General features: G+C 67.3%; 8 protein-coding genes. 4 read left to right on the top strand and 4 right to left on the bottom strand.

What is annotated here, in order from left to right; genetic code table 11:
* Window positions 1-17: 17 nt before the first annotated feature.
* The 3 genes from ACXAID_RS08960 to ACXAID_RS08950 form a co-directional block, all read right to left on the bottom strand.
* On the bottom strand, window positions 18-2,339 hold the full coding sequence (locus ACXAID_RS08960; RefSeq protein WP_475021847.1) for an arylsulfatase: 2,322 nt from the start codon (window positions 2,337-2,339) through the stop codon (window positions 18-20).
* Window positions 2,340-2,460: 121 nt separating this feature from the next.
* Window positions 2,461-4,830: an arylsulfatase gene (locus tag ACXAID_RS08955; RefSeq protein ID WP_475021846.1), complete on the bottom strand. Its 2,370-nt coding sequence runs from the start codon at window positions 4,828-4,830 to the stop codon at window positions 2,461-2,463.
* Between the two features lie 226 nt (window positions 4,831-5,056).
* Window positions 5,057-7,639 carry a LuxR C-terminal-related transcriptional regulator gene (locus tag ACXAID_RS08950; protein ID WP_475021845.1) on the bottom strand — a complete coding sequence of 861 codons (2,583 nt, stop codon included), beginning with the start codon at window positions 7,637-7,639 and terminating at the stop codon, window positions 5,057-5,059.
* 65 nt (window positions 7,640-7,704) lie between these two features.
* On the opposite strand from ACXAID_RS08950, the gene ACXAID_RS08945 reads away from it, so the two are divergent.
* The 4 genes from ACXAID_RS08945 (at window position 7,705) to ACXAID_RS08930 (ending at window position 12,762) form a co-directional block, all read left to right on the top strand.
* The gene (locus tag ACXAID_RS08945) at window positions 7,705-9,120 is read left to right on the top strand and encodes an amidase family protein (protein WP_475021844.1); all 1,416 of its coding nucleotides are present in this window, start codon (window positions 7,705-7,707) and stop codon (window positions 9,118-9,120) included.
* Between the two features lie 253 nt (window positions 9,121-9,373).
* Entirely contained in the window at window positions 9,374-10,918 is a 1,545-nt protein-coding gene (locus ACXAID_RS08940) for an arylsulfatase (protein WP_475021843.1), read from the top strand.
* 3 nt (window positions 10,919-10,921) lie between these two features.
* Entirely contained in the window at window positions 10,922-11,836 is a 915-nt protein-coding gene (locus ACXAID_RS08935) for an HAD family hydrolase (protein ID WP_475021842.1), read from the top strand.
* A gap of 35 nt (window positions 11,837-11,871) precedes the next feature.
* Window positions 11,872-12,762 (top strand): formylglycine-generating enzyme family protein, encoded by an 891-nt coding sequence (locus tag ACXAID_RS08930; protein WP_475021856.1) that lies wholly within the window; start codon window positions 11,872-11,874, stop codon window positions 12,760-12,762.
* On the opposite strand, the gene ACXAID_RS08925 is transcribed toward ACXAID_RS08930, so the two are convergent.
* On the bottom strand, window positions 12,763-19,602 hold the full coding sequence (locus ACXAID_RS08925) for a glycosyl hydrolase family 18 protein (RefSeq protein WP_475021841.1): 6,840 nt from the start codon (window positions 19,600-19,602) through the stop codon (window positions 12,763-12,765).
* Between the last annotated feature and the right edge of the window lie 501 nt (window positions 19,603-20,103).

The raw sequence follows: 20,103 nt of genomic DNA, 5'->3' as shown, positions 1-20,103 counted from the left end.
CCGTCGACACCTGCGGGTCAGTCACGCGCGAACGCCGCGGCCGCCTCCCTTTCGAGGTCGACGTAGGATTCCTCGCTGACGTCGATGCCGACACCGAGAATGGTTCCGCCGGTGAAGGTTCCCGGTGCCTGATAGAGGCTCGAGACGTTGTCGCCGCTGTCGTAGCCCACGCACAGGCCGTCACCGGACAGGGTGAACTTGCCGACCTGAGCACGCATCGGCCCTTTGGCCGCCACCCTGTCGTCGACGTAGAGCGTTGTGGTGCCGTGTGATTCGCCGTACTCTCCGGCGGATTCGCGGATGAACTCCATGCCCAGTGTGTGCTTGCCGGGGCTCAGCTCCTCGGAGACGAATACCTGTTCGGGTTTGATGCCGAGGAAGTTGTAGACGTAGTGCAGCTTGGTGTCCTTGAGGAACAGGGCGTGCCCGCCGAACCGCGAGCCGTGGGCGAAGATCACCCCCGCCGCGTCGGCGGTCATGTCGACGTCGGCGACGATCTTGTAGGACCTGCCCCGGATGTTGACCGCGACGCCCTCGGGCACCGGCGCGGTGCCCGGGTAGTAGACGTAGCGGTTGCGGGTCGGCTCCGACTGCGGCCGTTCGGTGGTGAGCAGCTCGGGGGCCGAGCGGTCGTCGAGCGGCAACACCAAGTTGGCGTCCGCCTCGGAGAACCAGCTGCTGATCAACTCCTGCAGCTTCTCGGGATGCTCGTCGGCGAGGTTGTTCGATTCGGAACGGTCCTCGTCGACGTGGTAGAGCTCCCAGCGGTCCTGGTCGAAATGGCCGGCACCACTGAGCGGTGCGTGGATCGCCGAGGCCTTCCAGCCGTCTTCCCAGATGCCCCGGGTGCCCAGCATCGTGTAGTACTGGCGCTTCTTGGTGGTCGGCGCGGCCGCGTCGTCGAAGCTGTACCGCATCGACACGCCGTTGAGCGGGTGCTGTTCGACGCCGCGGTAGGTCGCGGGCATCTGCAGCCCGGCGGCGTCGAGGATGGTGGCCACCACATCGGTGGCGTGGTGGTACTGGTGGCGCACCTCACCCTTGGCCTTGATGCCGGCCGGCCAGTGGACCACCATCGGATCGCAGGTGCCGCCGGAGAACTGCGAGTACCGCTTGAACATCTGGAAGGGTGTGGAGAACGCCACCGCCCACCCGGTCGGGTAGTGGTTGTAGGTGTCCGCGCTGCCCAGCGTCTCCAGGTACTGCATGTTCTCGGCGAGTTCGTCGGGGTAGCCGTTGAAGAATTTGTTCTCGTTCACCGACCCGTTCGGCGAGCCCTCACCAGATGCGCCGTTGTCGGCGCAGTAGAAGATCAGCGTGTTGTCCAGCTGCCCGGTCTTCTCGAGGTAGTCGATGATCCGCCCCACCTGGGCGTCAGTGTATTCGGAGAAGCCGGCGAACACCTCGGCCATTCGGGCGAACAGCTTCTTCTCGTCGTCGTTGAGCGAATCCCACGGCCGCACCTGATCGGCCGGCACGGCGATATCGTCGGGCATCGGGTTCAGCGGGGTCATCTCGGTGCCCTCGGGCAGGATGCCCTTGTCGATCATCCGGGTCAGCACCCACTCGCGGTAGGCCTCGTAGCCGTCGTCGAACATGCCCTTGTACTTGTCGGCGTACTCGAGCGGCGAATGGTGCGGTGCGTGGTTGGCGCCCGGACAGAACCACATGTACCAGGGTTTGGACGGGTTGGTCGCCTGCTGGTCGCGCAGCATGCCCAGCGCTTTATCGGCCATGTCCTTGGACAGGTGGTAGCCGTCCTCGGGGCCGTAGGGCTGCTCGATGAACCGGTTGTCCTCGACCAGATCGGGATACCACTGGTTGGTCTCGCCGCCCAGGAAACCGTAGAACCGGTCGAATCCCTTCTGCAGCGGCCATTCCGAGCGGCTGCCGCCGCTGGCGATGTCCTCCTCGGGGACGTTGTGGTTCTTGCCGATCCAAAACGTGCTGTAGCCGTTTTCCTGCAGCACCTGCCCGATGGTGGCGCATTCGGCAGGCAGTCGTGCCGCGGCGCCGGGAAAGCCGTTCGAGGTCTCGGTGATCGCCGAGCACCGGTTGACGTGGTGGTTACGCCCGGTCAGGAAGCACGAGCGGGTCGGTGAGCACAGCGCGGTGGTGTGCCACTGCGAGTAGGTGAGTCCGTTGTCGGCCAGCCGTTGCATCACCGGCATCTCGATGCGGCCGCCGTAGGGTGACCACGCCGCCAGACCGGTGTCGTCGTAGAGAACCACGAGTACGTTGGGCGCGCCCTCGGGTGCCCGTTCGAGCACATACGGCGACCAGTCGGCCACCGAGTCGCGCACGTCGAGTTCGATCTTGCCCTTGAAGTCCTCGTTCATCGCTGCTCCCCGCCCGTACATCCCGGTTTGTCCCCTGTAGCCCAATCCTGCGCTTCGCGGCTGCCCGCTGACAGCCTTTCCGGTGAACAAACCGCGACGGACTGTGAGCCCCCGCCTCCCCCTACTGCTTGGCCATCGCGATGTTGAACCGGTCCTCGGGTTTGATCAGGTGATCCTGACTGTCGCCGCCCAGGTCGAGCTGCACCCAATCGATGGTTCCGGTGAACCTGTTTCCCGTCGGCCCGTAGTCCGTCGAGGCCGGTGAGCCGGTGTCGCACCCGACGTCGCAGGCCTCGTCGGCGGAGAACGCCATCGGCTGGGTCGCACCGACCCGGCCGCGGCCCACTTCCCGGCCGTCGTAGTAGAGGGTCACGTCACCTCCCTTGCCCAGGCCGTCGCCGTCGTAGCCGAACTCCATGCGCACCTGATGTTTTCCGGCCGGTATGTCTTCGGTCGCGGCGGTGACGAAGTAGTCGATGCCGAAGAAGTTGTAGCAGTACTTGAGTTTCTTCTCGTGGGCGTAGAGCGTCCACCCGCCGGCGCTGCCGCCCTGGGTGACGATGACCCCGCTCGCACCGCCTTCGGGGACATCGAGGTTTGCGGTCACCGAATGTGACTTGTTCTTCAGGTTCACCACGCACCACTCGCTGACCCGCATGCCGTCGAAGAGCAGCTGGGTGTTGCCGCGGATGAGCTGGGGCCGTCCGGCGATGTCGGGGTTGATCCGTTCGAAACCCCGGTCGTCGAGCGGCACGACGTTGTACTTGGTCGCCTCGATGAGCCAGAGCCTTTGCAGTTCAGCGAGTTTCGCCGGATTATCGGCGGCCAGGTCGTGCGCCTGGGTCCAGTCACCGGGTGCGTAGAGCTCCCACACGTCGTCGTCGAACGGGGGCGGGGTGTCGGCCTTCCACGGGGTGCGGTGTTTGGTCACCGCGGTCCAGCCCTGGAAGTAGATGCCTCGGTTGCCCATCATCTCGAAGTACTGCACCTCGTGCGTCTCGGGCGCCCCGGTGTCACGCAGTGTCGCCATCATGCTGACCCCCTCCAGCGGCGCCTGGGTGGTGCCGTTCACCGAGTGCGGCGCGGGCAGCCCCGCGGCCTCCAGGATCGTCGGGACGACGTCGATCACGTGATGGAACTGGTCGCGGGTTGTCCCCCTGCCGGACAGCCCCTTCGGCCAGGACACGATGGTGCCGTTGCGGGTGCCGCCCCAGTGTGAGGCCACCTGTTTGGTCCACTGGTACGGCGCACACAGCGCGTGGGCCCAGCCGACGGCGTAGTGGTTGTAGGCCTCGGGGGTGCCGAAGTCGTCGAGCTTGGACAGCAGGAACTCGGGGGTCTCGATACCGGGCAACCCGTTGAGCGTGGTCATCTCGTTGAAGCAGCCGTTGATCGTGCCCTCGGCCGAGGCCCCGTTGTCGCCGATGATGTAGTAGATCAGCGTGTCGTCGAGCACGCCGAGGTCGGCGATCGCATCCACCACCCGGCCCACGGCGTGGTCGGTCTGCTCCAGGAAGCCGGCGTAGATCTCCATCTGCTTGGCCAGCACCGGTTTGAGCTCGGCGGGCATGTCGTCCCATGCCGGGATCTCGTCGTGCCTGGCGGTCAGTTCGGCGTCCGGGGGCACCACGCCGAGTTCCTTCTGCCGGGCGAGGGTCTGCTCGCGCAGCACATCCCAGCCCTCGTCGAACTTGCCGCGGTACTTGTCGGACCATTGCTTGGGTACGTGGTGCGGGGCGTGGGTGGCTCCGGGCGCGAAGTACATGAAGAACGGCTTGTCCGGCATCAGCGCCTTCTGCTGACGCACCCAGGTGACGGCCCGGTCGGCCAGGTCGTCGGTGAGGGTGTAGCCCTCCTCAGGGGTGCGCGGCGGCTCGACGGCGGTGGTGCCCTCGTAGAGCCCCGGGTAGTACTGGTTGGCCTCCCCGCCGACGAACCCGTAGAAGTACTCGAACCCCGACCCGGTCGGCCACTGGTGGAACGGGCCGACGGGGGTGACCTCCCAGCCGGGCACCTCGTGGCACTTGCCGAACTGGGCGGTGGAGTAGCCGTTCAACTTCAGCGTCTCGGCGACCGGCGCCTTGTCCTTGGGCCGGATGCTGTTGTTACCCGGCGCGGAGGTGGCCATCTCGGTGATCGCCCCCATCCCGACCGAATGGTGGTTGCGCCCGGTGAGCAGCGCCTGTCGGGTCGGTGAGCACAACGCCGTGGTGTGGAACCGGTTGAGTTTCACCCCGTCGGCGGCAAGCTGCTCGGCGACCGGTGTCGCGCACGGGCCGCCGAAGGCCGAGGAAGCCCCGAAACCGACGTCGTCGATGAGCACGATCAGCACGTTGGGCGCGCCCTCGGGCGGGCGCAGCTCGGTGATCGGCGGATACTTGGTGTTCGGGTCCTTGGCGTCGTAGGTCGTCAGCCCGATATGCTTGGCCTCCGGGATCGGCAGGTGCTCACGGGCCAGGTGTGGTTGGGCTCGCTGGGTCGGTTCGGACATGTCATCTCCTGCCGTGTGGAGTCTGTTTCCGGCGACCGGGCGCCAACATCCGAGCCTAGACGGCGGGACCGCGTTCGATGTGACCGTCAGCCGAAATCTCTCCTGCGGAATGCCTTCCCGTGCCCGGTACGGCGCCCCGCTTGTGTTGCCGAAGAGAAACGTGCAGCGCAACCGGCCAAGTGTTCACTTGGCCGGGTGCCGGCAGGGCTGCAGTTCGAGGCCCGCATCAGCGGGTGGCGGCGCGGCTGGCGTCGCGCCGGTTGATCACCCCCAGCTTGCGGTAGATGGAACGCTGATGTGTCTTGAGGGTGTTGAGCGAGACCGACATCTGCTCGGCGATTTCGGCGGAGGTCATCGGCGTACGCAGATAGGCCAGCACTTCCTTCTCCCGCCGGGTGAGCGGGGGTGTCGACGCCGACACGCCGCGGCCGACGGCGACGTAGCACGCGTCCAGACACTCCTGAAGAAAGCGGCCGTACCCGGTCACCGGCAGGTGCGCGGCCAGCATCTCCAGACACTGCGCATCGGCGTTGTCCAGGAACGGATAGACGATGTGCTCAGCCTCGGCCTGAGCCAACGCGTCCTCGAGCTTGCCGTAGGCGGCACTGCCTGCGCCGCGGCTCCAATCGATGATCGCCAGCGTCAGCAGCGCATAGACCCGGGTGTAGCGCTGCAGCTCGGTGCCCACTGCGGCCTCGGCGTACCGGGCGGCCAGCGCCGGCTCACCGAGGCGCCGCGCGATGCCCGACGCGATCGCCGACATGGTCGGGGTGTTCGCGCCGTCGCCGAGCCGCCTGACCATCGCCAGCGCCGTCCGTCGCTCACCACGAGCCTCGGCCAACCTGGCGGCGGCCACCAACTTGTAGGTGCCCAGCGGCGCCCCGTGGCTGTCGATGTCGTGGATGCGCGCGACGGCCTCGGCCGCCTCGGCCATTCCCTCGCCGAGGGTGGCCGTGGTGAACGCAAGCAGCGACCGGGCGATATCCGGGTAGCCGATACCCGCCACGGCCTCGGCGACCGCCAGATCCTCACGAGCACCGGCGAGTTCACCCCGCCACATCCGGGCGTAACCGCGTGTCAGGGGCTCGATTCCAACCCAGTGGTGGACGAGTGGCCGCTCCGGGTCGCCGGTGCGAACCGAATCGAGCTCGCGTAACACCGTCAGCGCGCGCTCGAACTCGCCGACGCTGACCGCGGAGAACGCCAGGGTCTGCCGGGCCCGCAGGGCGAGCTCGGTCAGGCCCAGTGCCTCACTCTCGCTGACCGCGGCCTCCAGCAGATCCAACCCACCTCGGCGCAGACTCGACTGCGCCCACCCCAGCACGAACAGCGCCCCGGCATACACCGGCGTCGGCACGAGGCCGCGGTCGGCGAGCGCCGTCACCGCGCGATCGCCGGCCGCCAGCATCTCCTCGTCATCCGCGGAGACCAGGACGCAGGCGATGTCGGCGACGAAGGCCGATCGCGCAGACAGCGACTCCCCCGGCTCGGCGCGCCGCGACCGCTGCAGCAACAACTGCGCATTCGCGATGTCGCCCAGCATGTCCCGGCAGCACGCCCGGATCATCAGCAGCATCGGATGTTCGCCGAACGCCGCCATGGCGGCGACACAGGTGCGATCCAGCGCCTCCGGCCGAGACTGCAGCAGCAATTCCAGCCAGTGGTCGAAGATCACCGCGCGGGCCAGTTCGGAATCACCGGCCCGGATGGCGTGCTCGACGGCCGTCAACGGATGCGCGTCGGCCAACTCCTTGGCAGCCACTGCGTTCAATCGTTCCCAACGCCCGACGTCGGCGCGGCGCAGGATGTTCTGGCAACTCGACGTGAGCAACGAATGCCACTGGTAGACGGTACTTCCACCGGACTGGAAACGTTCGACGAACAATCCGGCGGCGATGCACTCGGCGATCAACTCACCGGCGTCCGAACGCCCGGACAGGGTTTGGGCCAGCTTCTCGTCCACCCGACCGGTGATCGTCACCGACAACACGAAATCGGCGAGTTCCGGACGCATCCGCTGCAGCACCGCGGAATCGACGTAGTCGGTGGGGTCGATGTCGGTGCCCAGGTCCGGGGATCGTCCACCGTCGTTGAGCGCCAGCCGGACGGCCGCGGGCCAGCCGCCGGTCGCCGACATGATCTCCGCGGCGGCGCCACGGTCGACGGGTAACCCGACCCGCGCGCCCGCGGCCACGACGTCAGCGGGTGCGAACGCCAGATCCGCCGGCCCCAGGACGGCCACCCGCCCGTGGGCCCGAAGCCGCACCAGGGCGGGATCGGCTGCGTCGGTGGTGACGACGACCAGGTGCAGCCACCGCGGACCGTACTCGACCAGTTGAGCGAACCCGGAATCGCTGAGCGCCCGGCGCGCATTCTGGGCGTCGTCGAGCACGACGGTGACCGACTGAGCATGCTCGATCGCTGCCAGAACCGTCATCGCGTCGTCGTAGGTCACCGCGTCGAGCACCATCGACAGACAGCGATCGAACTGCGAGTCCCCGGCTTCCTGCGCGGCCTGTCGCAGGGCAGTGACGACAGCGCGAAGCACGTCCCAGAGGTCGGTCATCTGGTCGCTGAGCGTCACCCAGGACACGCTCCCCGCCCGCTCCGCGCAGCGCGCGGCGGCGTACTGCGCGACTGCCACCGTCTTGCCGAACCCGGAGGGAGCTGAGACGATCGTCGCCCTCTGACGGGCCGATGCGAGGAGCTTCTCGACGACCATCGGGCGGGGCACCATCTCCGGGCCGTCCTGCGGAGCGACGGTCAGGAACCAGGGCACCCGGCCCATCGACGGCGTCCTCAAACGCATGGCGCAACGATCTCACACGCTCAGGGTGATGTGCAGGCTGACCAGCAGCAGAACGATATGCGCTCGTGTATCAGACACTGTTCGAACTGGCGAGCGGCACCACCGGTGCCGCAGCACTTGTCGCGCACACCCTACAACGCATCGAGGCGACCCAACCCGAACTCAATGCCTTCACCGTCGTGCTGGCCGATTCGGCACGTGCCGCCGCCGCTGAGGCGGATCGCCGGCGCGCACGCGACGAAACCGCTCCGCTGCTCGGAGTCCCGGTGGCGGTCAACGACGAAATCGATGTCGCCGGAGCGCCGAGCTCCTTCGGGATCCCGACGATGACGACGCGGGCCAGCGCCGATGCGGCAGTGGTACGCCGACTCCGAGATGCCGGGGCGGTCATCGTCGGCAAGACGGCAGCAGGTGTTCTCGGTCAACAACTCTGCCCGACGGGGCTCGGAGGCCGTCCGGTACGCAATCCGTGGGCACCCGAGCACACTCCCGGGGCCAGTTCCGCCGGCGCCGCGGCCGCCGTCGCAGCCGGGCTCGTTCCCGCGGCCATCGGCACCGACACCGGCGGGGGGCTGCGCATCGCGGCAGCGTGGACGAACCTCATCGGCCTCAAACCCGGCCCCGGTGTGCCCGCCACCGCTCCCCCCGGCGAGAGCTTCAACGGTCTGACGTCGTACGGAATTCTGGCCCGGACAGCGACCGATGCCGCGCTGGTGCTGTCCGCGGTGACCGGCGACGGGACATACCGGCCGCCGGGCATCGACCGGCAGCTGCGGATCGCCGTATCCGGACGCCCGCCGTTCCCGGCCGGACTGGCCGGCGGTGGTGTCGACCCCAACGTCGCGGTTGCCCTCGTTCAGACCGGCGAAGTCCTCGAATCGCTGGGCCATCGCGTCGTCACGCCGGGCTCGGCCGACTACGGCGTCAGGCTCTGGCAGGACTACGGAGTGCGACGCGCAGCCGGACTGTACGACTGGGCCTACCGTCAGGGCGGCCTTCCCGCGGTACCGGATGTGGCGATCCGCCGCGGCGCCCGGCGCGGGTTGGCCCTTTCCCAGGGCACCCTACGACGGGCCCGTGCCCGCGAACCCCGCCAGCTCAGGCGCATCGGGCGCGTCTTCGAGATCGTCGATCTGCTGGTGACGCCGACGACCTCGGTGCCGGCCCCACGGCTGGCCGACGACGCCGCCACCACGCTGTCGCCGCGGCAGATGCTGGCGATGTGCCCATGGACATGGCCGTGGAATCTAGTCGGCTGGCCCGCGGTGAACGTGCCCGCGGGTTTCACGTCCGACGGTCTGCCGGTTGGCATCCAACTCCTCGGCCCTCCCGGCAGTGAACATCTGCTGCTGTCGGTGGCCGACATGTTGACGGCCACGAATCCCCGTTCCACCCGGCGACCCGGCCTTCGGACATGGGCACCCACCGCGGCAATTCTCGAGTTCGCCAGGCCGTCCCGAACAGGTGGGCACGACCGCTGATCACCGGCGCCCCGCCAGGTGGACAGTGCCCTGCACCCGAGCGGCGGGCCGACGTCGCACCCAGATCGAATCCGATTTTCCGCGCCGGAAGCCGCCGGTGGCGGTTCGCCGCCAACACAGCGACCGGGAAACCACACGGCGGGTAAGCCACTGCAGCTAAACAATTTTCACCGGCCGCACTACTCCCCGGCCCAGGCGAATATAGCCTACGGTGGATTGGCGAGTTAATTCAATCCATGACAAGGGGTCAGGCATGCCTAATGGGAAACCCAACATCCTGGTGATCTGGGGCGACGACATCGGGATCACCAATCTCAGCTGCTACAGCGACGGCCTGATGGGCTACCGGACCCCGAACATCGACCGCATCGCCGCCGAGGGCATGCGCTTCACCGACTCCTACGGCGAGCAAAGCTGCACCGCGGGCCGCTCGTCGTTCATCACCGGGCAGAGCGTCTACCGCACCGGCCTGTCCAAGGTCGGCATGCCCGGCGTCGACGTCGGCATGTCACCCGACGACCCGACCATCGCCACGCTGCTCAAGCCGCTGGGCTACGCCACCGGCCAGTTCGGCAAGAACCACCTCGGCGATCTGAACAAGTACCTGCCCACCGCGCACGGCTTCGACGAGTTCTTCGGCAACCTGTATCACCTCAACGCCGAGGAGGAACCGGAGCACCCGGACTACCCGACCGAGGAGGAAGCGCCACGGCTGCGCAAGGCGATGCTGCCGCGCGGGGTGATCAAGTCGTGGGCCACCGAGGAGGCCTCCGACGAGGTCGACGAGCGGTTCGGCCCGCTGGGCAAGCAGCGTATCGAGGACACCGGACCGCTGACCAAGAAGCGGATGGAGACCGTCGACGACGAAACCACCGGCGCGGCCATCGACTTCATCAAACGCCAGACCGAGGCCGACACCCCGTTCTTCGTCTGGATGAACATGACCCACATGCACTTCCGGACCCACACCAAGCCGGAGAGCCTGGGCCAGGCCGGCCGCTGGCAGTCGCCGTACCACGACACGATGGTCGACCACGACAAGCATGTCGGCCTGCTGCTGGACTGCCTCGACGAACTCGGCATCGCCGAGGACACCATCGTCGTCTACTCGACCGACAACGGCCCGCACGCCAACACCTGGCCGGACGGCGCCACCACCCCGTTCCGCAGCGAGAAGAACACCGGCTGGGAGGGCGCGTTCCGGGTGCCGGAGATGGTGCGCTGGCCCGGGAAGATCGAAGCCGGGGTGGTGTCCAACGAGATCATCCAGCATCACGACTGGCTGCCGACCATCCTCGCCGCCGCGGGCGAACCGACGATCGTCGACAAGCTCAAACAGGGCCACACGATCGACGACAAGACCTACCACGTGCACATCGACGGCTATGACCTGCTGCCTTATCTGACCGGCGAGGTGGAGAAGAGCCCCCGCCGGGGCCTCATCTACTTCTCCGACGACTGCGATGTGCTGGGCATCCGGATCGACAACTGGAAGGTCGTGTTCATGGAGCAGCGCTGCCAGGGCACGCTGCAGATCTGGTTCGAGCCGTTCACCGAGCTTCGCGCCCCGAAGGTCTTCAACCTGAGAACCGATCCGTTCGAACACGCCGACGTCACCTCCAACACCTACTGGGACTGGTTCCTCGACCACGACTACATCGCGTTCATGGCCAATGCGGTGGTGCTGGAGTTCCTGGAGACGTTCAAGGAGTTCCCGCCCCGGCGCGAACCGGCGTCGTTCACCATCACCAATGCCGTGGAGAAGCTCAACGAGGCACTCCAGTCGGTGGGCGGCTGATCGTTGACAGGACTGGATTCCTGGGCCGAGGGCCCCGCGAAGTCGGCGATCGTCGACTTCGTGGGGCGCGCGGTCAGCGAGGTCGCGCCCGAGGAGCGCGTGGCGGTGTTCGACAACGACGGCACGCTGTGGTGTGAGAAGCCGGCCTACATCCAGTTGGATTTCCTGGTGCGCCGGCTGGCCGAGCAGGCGGCGGCCGATCCGGCGCTGGCCGAGAGGGACCCGTACCGGGCGGCCGCTGCCGGTGACCTGCAGTGGTTCGGCGACGCCGTCACCAAGCACTACAACGGCGACGACTCTGCGCTGAAAATCCTTGCCGGCGGGATTCTCTCGGCGTATGCGGGACTGACCGTCGAAGAACACGCCGAGAAGGTGAAGGCCTTCTACGCCCACGCGGTGCATCCGACGCTGAACCGCCCGTACACCGCGTGCGGCTATCTGCCGATGGTGGAGTTGCTGCGCTATCTGGAGGACAACGGGTTCACCAACTACATCGCCTCCGGGGGCGGCCGTGATTTCATGCGGCCGATCACGATGCAGATGTACGGCATTCCGCCCGAGCGGGTGATCGGCAGTTCGGTGGGCCTGGACTTCGCCGACGGGCACCTCAAGACCACCTCGACGCCGGAGTTCCTCAACGACGGCCCGGTCAAGGCGGTCCGGATCTGGGGCCGGGTGGGACGGCGGCCGATCTTTGCGGCCGGCAACTCCAACGGCGACATCGCGATGATGCAGTACGCCACCGCCGGGCCCGGCCCCTCGATGGCGCTGCTGCTGCGCCACGACGACGCCGAGCGCGAGTTCGACTACGTCGCAGGTGCGGAGAAGTCGCTGCAACTCGCCGACGCCAACGACTGGGTGGTCGCCAGCCTGCGCAACGACTGGGCGTCCGTGTTCGTAGGAGGGGAGGGTGGGTGACGGCCCTGCCTGCCCGCCGTCAGCGCAGCCTCGACGTGACTGACGCCGATCTCGTCTGGATTCCGGCCCAGACCGCGGTGCTGGGGTCTGACGACCACTACCCCGAAGAGGCGCCGACGCGCGAGGTCACGGTCGGCGGCTTCTGGATCCAGCGATACCAGATCACCAACGCCCGGTTTTCCGAGTTCGTTTCGGCGACAGGATATGTCACCGTCGCCGAGCGACCGTTGGATCCTGCCGACTACCCCGGTGCGCCACCGGAGAACCTGGTACCGGGATCGATGGTGTTCCGCCGGACCGGTGGCCCGGTGGATCTGCGCCACCTCAGCCAGTGGTGGACGTGGACGCCGGGGGCGTGCTGGAACCATCCGCGGGGCCCGCGTTCGTCGTTGCGTAACCGGGAGAACCACCCCGTCGTGCACGTCGCGTTCGAGGATGCGCAGGCCTACGCGGATTGGGCCGGGCTGGCACTGCCGACGGAGAACGAGTGGGAGGTGGCTGCCCGCGGCGGATTGCCGCACGCCGCCTACACCTGGGGAGACGAACCCGAGCAGCGCGGCCAGCGACTGGCGAACTACTGGCACGGCGAGTTCCCCTACCTCCCGGAAACCGGGTACGGGCAGACCGCTGCGGTGGGCAGCTTCCCGCCAAACGGCTACGGGCTGTACGACATGGCCGGCAACGCCTGGGAGTGGACCGTCGACTGGTACGTCGGCGACCACCGTGAACCCGGCGACGGGTCAGGCTGCGCCGAACACAGCTACGACCCGGCCCAGCCGCAGTTCAAGGTCCCGCGCCGGGTCGTCAAGGGCGGGTCGTTCCTGTGCGCCGACAGCTACTGCATGCGGTACCGGCCCGCGGCGCGGCGGCCGCAGGCCGTCGATACCGGCATGAGCCACATCAGCTTTCGCTGCGTCAGACGTTGATCACAGCGCGTCGTCCTGGGTTCCCAGCAGGTTGCGCGCGGCGAGCCCGAGCAGCGAATCCTCGTCGTCGGCGTCGCGGATATCGGCATCGAGTTCCCAGAACATCACGCCACCCAAGCCCAGCGACTCGATGTAATCGAGCTTGTACTGCAGCGATTCGATGCTCTCGTAGGTGATGAACGTTCCGCCGTCGGCGGTGCTGTAGACGTAGGACGCCTTCGCCTCGTCATCCCAGTACACCTGGTAGAGGTCGGGGTTCTGCTCGACCAACTCCATGATGTGCGAGTAGTCGATGACCCCCGGCTCCCACGTTCCCAGCCCGGCGCCGGTGGCCGAACCGTACAGCCCGCCGTCGGCGGTCTGGCCGACCCCCTGCCAGGTGCGTCCGTACATCGGGCTGCCCAGCACGATCTTGGACGGGTCGACATCGGCCAGGTACAGGTCGATGGCGTGGTCGACGTAGTACAGATCGTCGGGATTCTGCGAGCTGGAGTACAGCGCCGCCTGATGGCCGGTCTGGGAATCCCAGGCACCGTGCAGGTCGTAGGTCATCACGGTGAAGTAGTCGAGATACGTTGCCATGCCGGCCAGGTCGTAGTTCTCGATCTTGTCGTAGCCGGCCGGGCCCGCGATCGTGAGCAGGTACTCCTTGTCGGCCCCGTCGGTGGCCTCCAGCTCGTCGAGCTGGTCGCGGATCTCCTGGACCAGCAGCACGTAGTTCTCGGTGTCCTCGGGCCGGTAGGCGTTGGACTCCAGCCCGCCGGACACCGGATACTCCCAGTCCAGGTCGATGCCGTCGAACCCGTAGGTGACCATCAGGTCGACGGCCGATTCGGCGAACTTCTCCCGGGACTGCTCGGTGGCCGCGACATCGGAGAAGTTGTCCGACAGCGTCCAGCCGCCGACCGAGATCAGCACCTCCAGGTCGGGGTTGTCCTGCTTGAGCTGTGCCAGCTGGTTGAAGTTCCCCCGCACCTCCTGATCCCAGGTGTCACCGGGGAAGTTCTTCTCCACCGCGGCATAGCGGTCGTAGATCACGACTTCGCCGTCGTCGCTGATATCGGCGAACGCGTAGTTGATGGTCGTCAGCTTGTCGGCCGGGATGTCGCTGACCTGGTAGTCGCGTCCGTAGGTGCCCCACTCCACGAAGTAGCCCACCACCCGGTACTCCGGCTCACCGTCGGGGTTGGCGTCGTCGTTGCGGATCAGCCCGACCCCCTCCGAGGTGGCGAACTCCGCACCGCTGACCTCGGAGAGCACCAGCATCAGCGATTCGTTGCCCTCGTAGGTGGTGTCGCCGAGGATGGTGACGCTGACGTCCTTGGCGGTTTCGCCGGCGGCGAAGGTCAGTACGCCCTCGGTGGCTTCGTAGTCACTTCCCGCGGCCGCGGTGAAGTCCTGGGTGCGGTAGCGCACCGTGACCGCCTCGTCGGCCGGCTCGGACAGCGTGACGGTGAACACCATCGCAGAACCACCGCTGTCGCCTTCCTGCACGGCGGTGTTGGCCACCGACAGCTGCGGGGCACTCGGTTGCGGGTCGCCGGGCTCGCCGGGCTCACCTGGTTCTGCCGGGTCCGCAGCGCCGACCAGCACGACGCTGGACACCGTTCCAGAGCCGGCGGTGAATCCGAATGCGGTCGAACCTGCCGGTGCCACATCGGAATTCCATTCCGCACCCTCGATGATGTAGGTGTCGCCGTCGTGCGAGACGATGCGGGCGTTCCAGATCGAGGAGATGTCGCCGTCGAAGTCCAGCCGGACCTGCCAGTCCGACAGCGTGTCGGCGCCGGTGTTGGTGACCGTGACGTCGCCGTTGAAGCCGCTTCCCCAGTCCGAGGACTTCACGAAGTCGACTGTCGCCGTGGCATTGCCGGGTTCTCCGGTGCCCGGTTCTTCGGGGGTGGCGACGTCGTCGGCGACGATGGTGCCGGTAGCTGTCGCGTCGGAGAGCGTGGCACCCGACGGAGCCGACAACGTCACCGTGAACGTCTCACTGTCCTCGACCGCCGTGTCACCGAGCACATCGACCTGCACCAGCTGCGAGGTCACCCCAGGAGCGAACGTCACCGTCCCCGCACCGGCCAGATAGTCCTCACCCGCCAACGCCGAGCCATCAGCGGTCACATAGTCCACCGCCACCGCCCCGTCGGAAGCCTGCGACAACGTCACCGTGAAACTCAACGCCGACGAACCCGAATCACCCTCGACCACCGAGGCATCACCGATCGACACCGTCGGCATCACCGGCTCGGGCTCGGGCTCGGGCGTGACCGCACCCGCCAGGATCGCTTGCCACTTCGTCACCGTGCCCTGATCGAGAGCGACGATGTTGCCCATCTGCAACACATCGAGCCCGACACCATCCAACGTATAGGTCTGCTCGTTGTCCACGATCCCGATGACGGTGGACCCCGACTGCTCGCTCACTTCGAAGCTGTCGGGACCCATCCAGACGAAATCCAGCTTGTCGGAGGCTGGGTCGAAGGCAACCACGGTGTTGGTGCCCCAATGCCAGCCGATCGTCGTGGTGGTGCCGCCCTCGACCGGGGTCTCACCCCCGCCCGAGCCCAGGTCGATGATGTTGATCGTGCCGTAGTCGTTGAAGATATTGCTGAAACTGGCGGCCGGCTCGTCGAGGCCCGAGGCCGTCGGCGAGGCGATGCCCAGGCTGCCCGGTGTGTCGCGGGCAATCGACCACATCGAAAGCATGCCCAGATCGACCTCGTTGGCGAAGTCCTCCAGCGCCTGAGCGTCGGCGAGGGTGAACACCTCGGTCTGGACGTCGTTGACCCCGATCATCGGCGTCACGCCCAGCTGATTCCAACCGAACTCCTGGTCGTGCTGTGCAGCCAGCGCCGACAACTGGGCGTAGGTCGACTCGGCGGCCTCGATCGCATACTCCCCCATCGATTGGGCGTTGGGTCCGCTCGTGGGTGCCGCGGACTCGCCGTAGTCCATCGCCATCACGTTGACCCCGTCGAGCTCGACCCCGGCGGCCAACGCCGAATCCACCACGTTGAGACCGTCGGCGGTCAATCCGGACGGCAACACCGGCAGCGTGTACCAGATCTCGACGTCGGGGTAATCCTGCTGCAGCAGCGCCAACGCCTCGCTGCGCAACGCAATCGAGGCGGGATCGGCCACCGCGGCGCCTTCGATGTCGAAATCGACCCGGTTGAGCCCGTAGGCATCGATGACACTGCCGTAGGCGTCGGCCAAGGACTGCGCATCCTTGCCGGACGCGACGTAGGACTGGGCCAGGGTGGTCCCGGCCGCCCCACCGAACGACAGCATCACATCGCCGCCGGCAGCCTGGAATTCGGCGATCGAGGAGTTGATCGCCTGAGCCTGCTGGGTATCGGAATCGACGCCCAACGCAGACAGCCCCGCCCACGCCGGATTACCCTGTGGGTCTGCCTGCACGAACGCCAACACCACCAGCGAGACACCGTTTTCCGCCGCGATCTCCATCAGATCCGGCACCGGCCAGCCCGCCATGTCGACATAGGGGGCGAAAAATGCCTCCCCCCAGCGATCCTCGACAACCACGCCGGCGTCGTCAGCGACGATCATCCCCGTCGCCGCGCCATCGGCGATGGTGGCTCCCAGTGGATCCGACAACGTCACGGTCAGCGTCTCGCTGTCCTCCACGACGACGTCCCCGAGAACCTCCACCTGTACGATCCTCGAGGTCTCCCCGGCCGCGAACACCACCGTGCCCGCGGCTGCCACGTAGTCCTCACCCGCTGTGGCGGTGCCATCGGAGGTGACATAGTCCACCGTCACCACGTCCTCGGAGGGCTCCGACAGCGTCACCTCGAAACTCAGCACCGAGCTACCCGAGTTGCCCTCGACCACCGAGACGTCGCCGATCGACACCGCCGGCGGGGTGTCCGAGGGCTCGTCGACGTCGTCATCGGTGATGGTGCCCACCGCGGTGGCGTCGCCGAGCGTGGCCCCCGACGGGGCCGACAAGATCACCGCGAGGGTCTCGTCGCCCTCGACGACGGTGTCTCCGAGGACCTCCACGTGCACCATCTGCGAAGTCACCCCGGCCTCGAAGGTCACCGTCCCAGAGCCCGCAGCGTAATCCTCACCGGCGCTGGCCGTCCCATCGGCGGTCGCGTACTGCACCGTGACCGTCTCGGCGGACGCTTTGTCCAGCGCCACGGTGAACATGAAGTGGCTGTGCTCGCCGTCGCCCTCGACGACGGCCAGATCGGAGATGGAGACCGTGGGCAGGGTATCCGGAGTCTGGTCCACATCGTCGTTGACGACGGTGCCGGTAGCCGTAGCGTCGGCGATCGTCGCGTTGTCGGCCGCCGACAAACTCAGCGTGAACTGCTCGTCCAGCTCGACCAGTGAGTCGGAGGTCACCGCGATGTCGACGGTCTTGACGGTTTCGCCGGGCGCAAAGGTCAGGGTCCCCACCGCCGGCACGTAGTCCTGCGCCGTCGCGGTCCCGTTGCTCGTGGCGTAGTTGACCGTCACCTGCTCCTCGGAGGCTTCCGAGAGCGAGACGGTGAAGGTCATCGTCGAGGTGCCCGAGTCACCTTCGGCCGCAGCGGCATCCGCCACTGACAGGGTCGGCAATTCGGCCGGCTGTACCGGTTCCGCCGCTTCGATGAGCGCCTGCCACTTCTGCCGGGCGCCGTTGTCCAGCGCGATGATGTTTCTGATCTGCAACTCGCCCAGCGCAACACCGTTCAGCGTGTAAGTCTGTTCGTTGTTGACGATCTCGATGACCGTCGACCCCGCGCTCTCGCTCACGTCGAACTGGTCGGCCTGGAACCAGTTGAAGTCCAGCGTGTCCGAGGCAGGGTCGAAATCGAGCGCCGTATCGGTACCCCACTGCCACGAGATCACCGTGGTGGTACCGGTTTCGGCGGCGGGGTTGGGGGCCGTGCCGTTTCCGACGGCAGTGGGCCAGTCGTCTGTGCCGGCCACCGGCACTGTCTGGGCCAGTACCTGAGCATCGGGCACCGGGCCGATACCCAGTTGCTCGTTCAGTGCGTCCTCGCGGACCTGAGCGGAGTGGAACACGAAGTTCTGTGCGGTCAGCTCGCCGGTGTCGACGCCCTGCAGGATCAGGGCCTGCCCGGTGCTGGAATTGGAGATGACCACGCCGCTAGCGCTGTCGGTCATGTAGATCTGTTCGCGGGTGGCGAAGTAGCGGAAGTCCACGACGTCAGTGGCGGGGTCGAATTCCACGACGTCGACCTGGCCCACCTCGTGGGAGCGTGCGTAGACGGTGTTGGGCTGTTCGGCGATGCCCTGCTCCCAGGCCAGTGCGCCGGAAATATCCTGTCGGAGATGGTTGTTGGCGATCGGGGTGAAGCTGTCGACGGTGAGCTGACCGAGCGAGACACCTTCGATCACGACGGTGTCACCCGTCCACGGGTTGCGGAATCCCACACCCGTGTCGGTGTCCACGATGATGAAGCTGTGCACCGTCACCTCACCGACGTCGATCTTGTCGGTGGCGGGATCGAATCCGACGACGTTCTCGCCGGTGGTGGAAACCTGGTAAATGGTGCCGGCTGCACCGTCGGCGCCGTCGACCTCCTGGGCGGGTGCCGCCGCCACGCCGGGCTCGGCAACCCCGGCGGCGGGCTCGCCAGCCCCATCAGTCCCTTCGCCGGTCACCGGTGCGCTGATAGTGACCGTTACCGGCACGCTGGTCGCATTCCGACCGAGCCCGAACAGACCGGACCGTCCGCCGCTGACCTCGACGACGAAGGTGTCGGTTCCGCCCGTCGCGGCGAGCCCGGCACCAGCGGTGTAGCTGAACCCGCCGTACTCGTCCAGCGTCACGCTGCCCGCAGCGGGAGCCTGGGTGACCGTGTAGGTCAAGGGATCATCCTCGGGATCCGAGGCGGCAATCAATCCGGTGGCGGTGCCCGAGACCGGCTCCCCGGTCGTCACTACCTCAGCAACCGGGGCGTCGTTGAAGAAGATCCTGTCGATCTCGCGGCGAATCAACTCCAGCACCGCAGTCAGGAAAGCCGGCGGCGCGAGCGGCACACCGCCGCCGGCGGCCGACGGTGCGAATCCCAGCATCGACAGGAACTCGGTCACCAGGTTGCGCGGGGCGGGGGCACTCTTGGGCTCCACGTCGAGCGCGGCGTTCTGCGCCTGCTGCGTCGCGACCTCGGCCGCCGGCTCCGGGCCGTCAGCCCCCGGCGTGGACGCCGCGGCCTCGTATGCGACCTCCGTGTCGGGGCCGGTGTCCTCGTCACCCTGCACGGCGACGCTCAGCGCGGCGGCCTCGGGCGCGGCGGAGTCCTCGGCCGTACGCGCGTAGGTGCTGGGTCCGCTGACCACTGCCTCGGCGGGAGCAGTGACCGCGTCGGCGTCCGACCCGGATGTGGGGACCGGATCGGCCTGGGTGTCGGCAGCGGGCTCCGGCTGTGTCTCGGTGTCGGGCCCGTCCGACTCCTCACCGTCGACGTCGAGATCCGCGTCGCCTTCCGACTCGGCGCCGTCACCGGCCAGCGAGTCCGACAGGTCCGACAGCGGTTCGGCGGAATCCACGTCGTCCGGCTCGTCCGACTCCTCACCGTCGACGTCGAGATCCGGGTCGTCGGACTCGTCGGCCGCCGGCGCGGAATCGGGGTCCGGCGCCTCGGTATCGGTGTCCGAATCCGGGGTTGTCGACGCGGCGGCGGAGTCACCCGAGGCGTCGGATGCCGGTGAGCCCGCGGAGTCCGAAGATCGCGACGAAGGATCTGAGCCCGACTCATCAGCTAACGCGACACCGGGGCTGGACGCGACCGCAAGGCCGAGCCCGAGGGCAAATGCAGCCGCACTGACGCGCACACCGAGACCCGCTGATTCCACGACACCCTCCCAGTGGGCGCCCACGCGGAACGCCGCTTCAGTTCGTTGCGGGAGACCAACTCCACCCGCCCGCTGCCGTGGTTGTGGGGTTCGCCAGCCGCTGTGGCCAAAGAGGTATCTAACCACATCGTCAATATAAAGCGAGAACGAATAGCCAGTTGATGGCACTGATGTCGCGCCTCGGACTCCGAACCGTGGGAGCGCCTGACGCTACATCGACAATGTGTCGAATGAACAGCAGTTTGCAGAAAGGGTGATCGAAGGGCGGCGCGGCGAAACCGGAATGCGGCTCGGCGCCGTCGCCCACGCCGCCGCCGCGCGCCGCGGCGAGGGAGCCCAGAACGCGCTGCCAGGGCCTGCGATGGCTAACTTCCGACGATGACCGCGAGCGAACCCGAGGCAGAACCCCGGCAACCCCGGATCACGAGGCGGCGGCGGGCGTGGGCCCGCGATCATCAGACGCCCACCGTTGGCCTACGGTTCGGTCGACCTGTTCGGGGA

Source organism: Mycobacterium sp. ABE4_509 (assembly GCF_056160785.1).
This window is presented reverse-complemented; position numbering and strand designations above follow the sequence as displayed.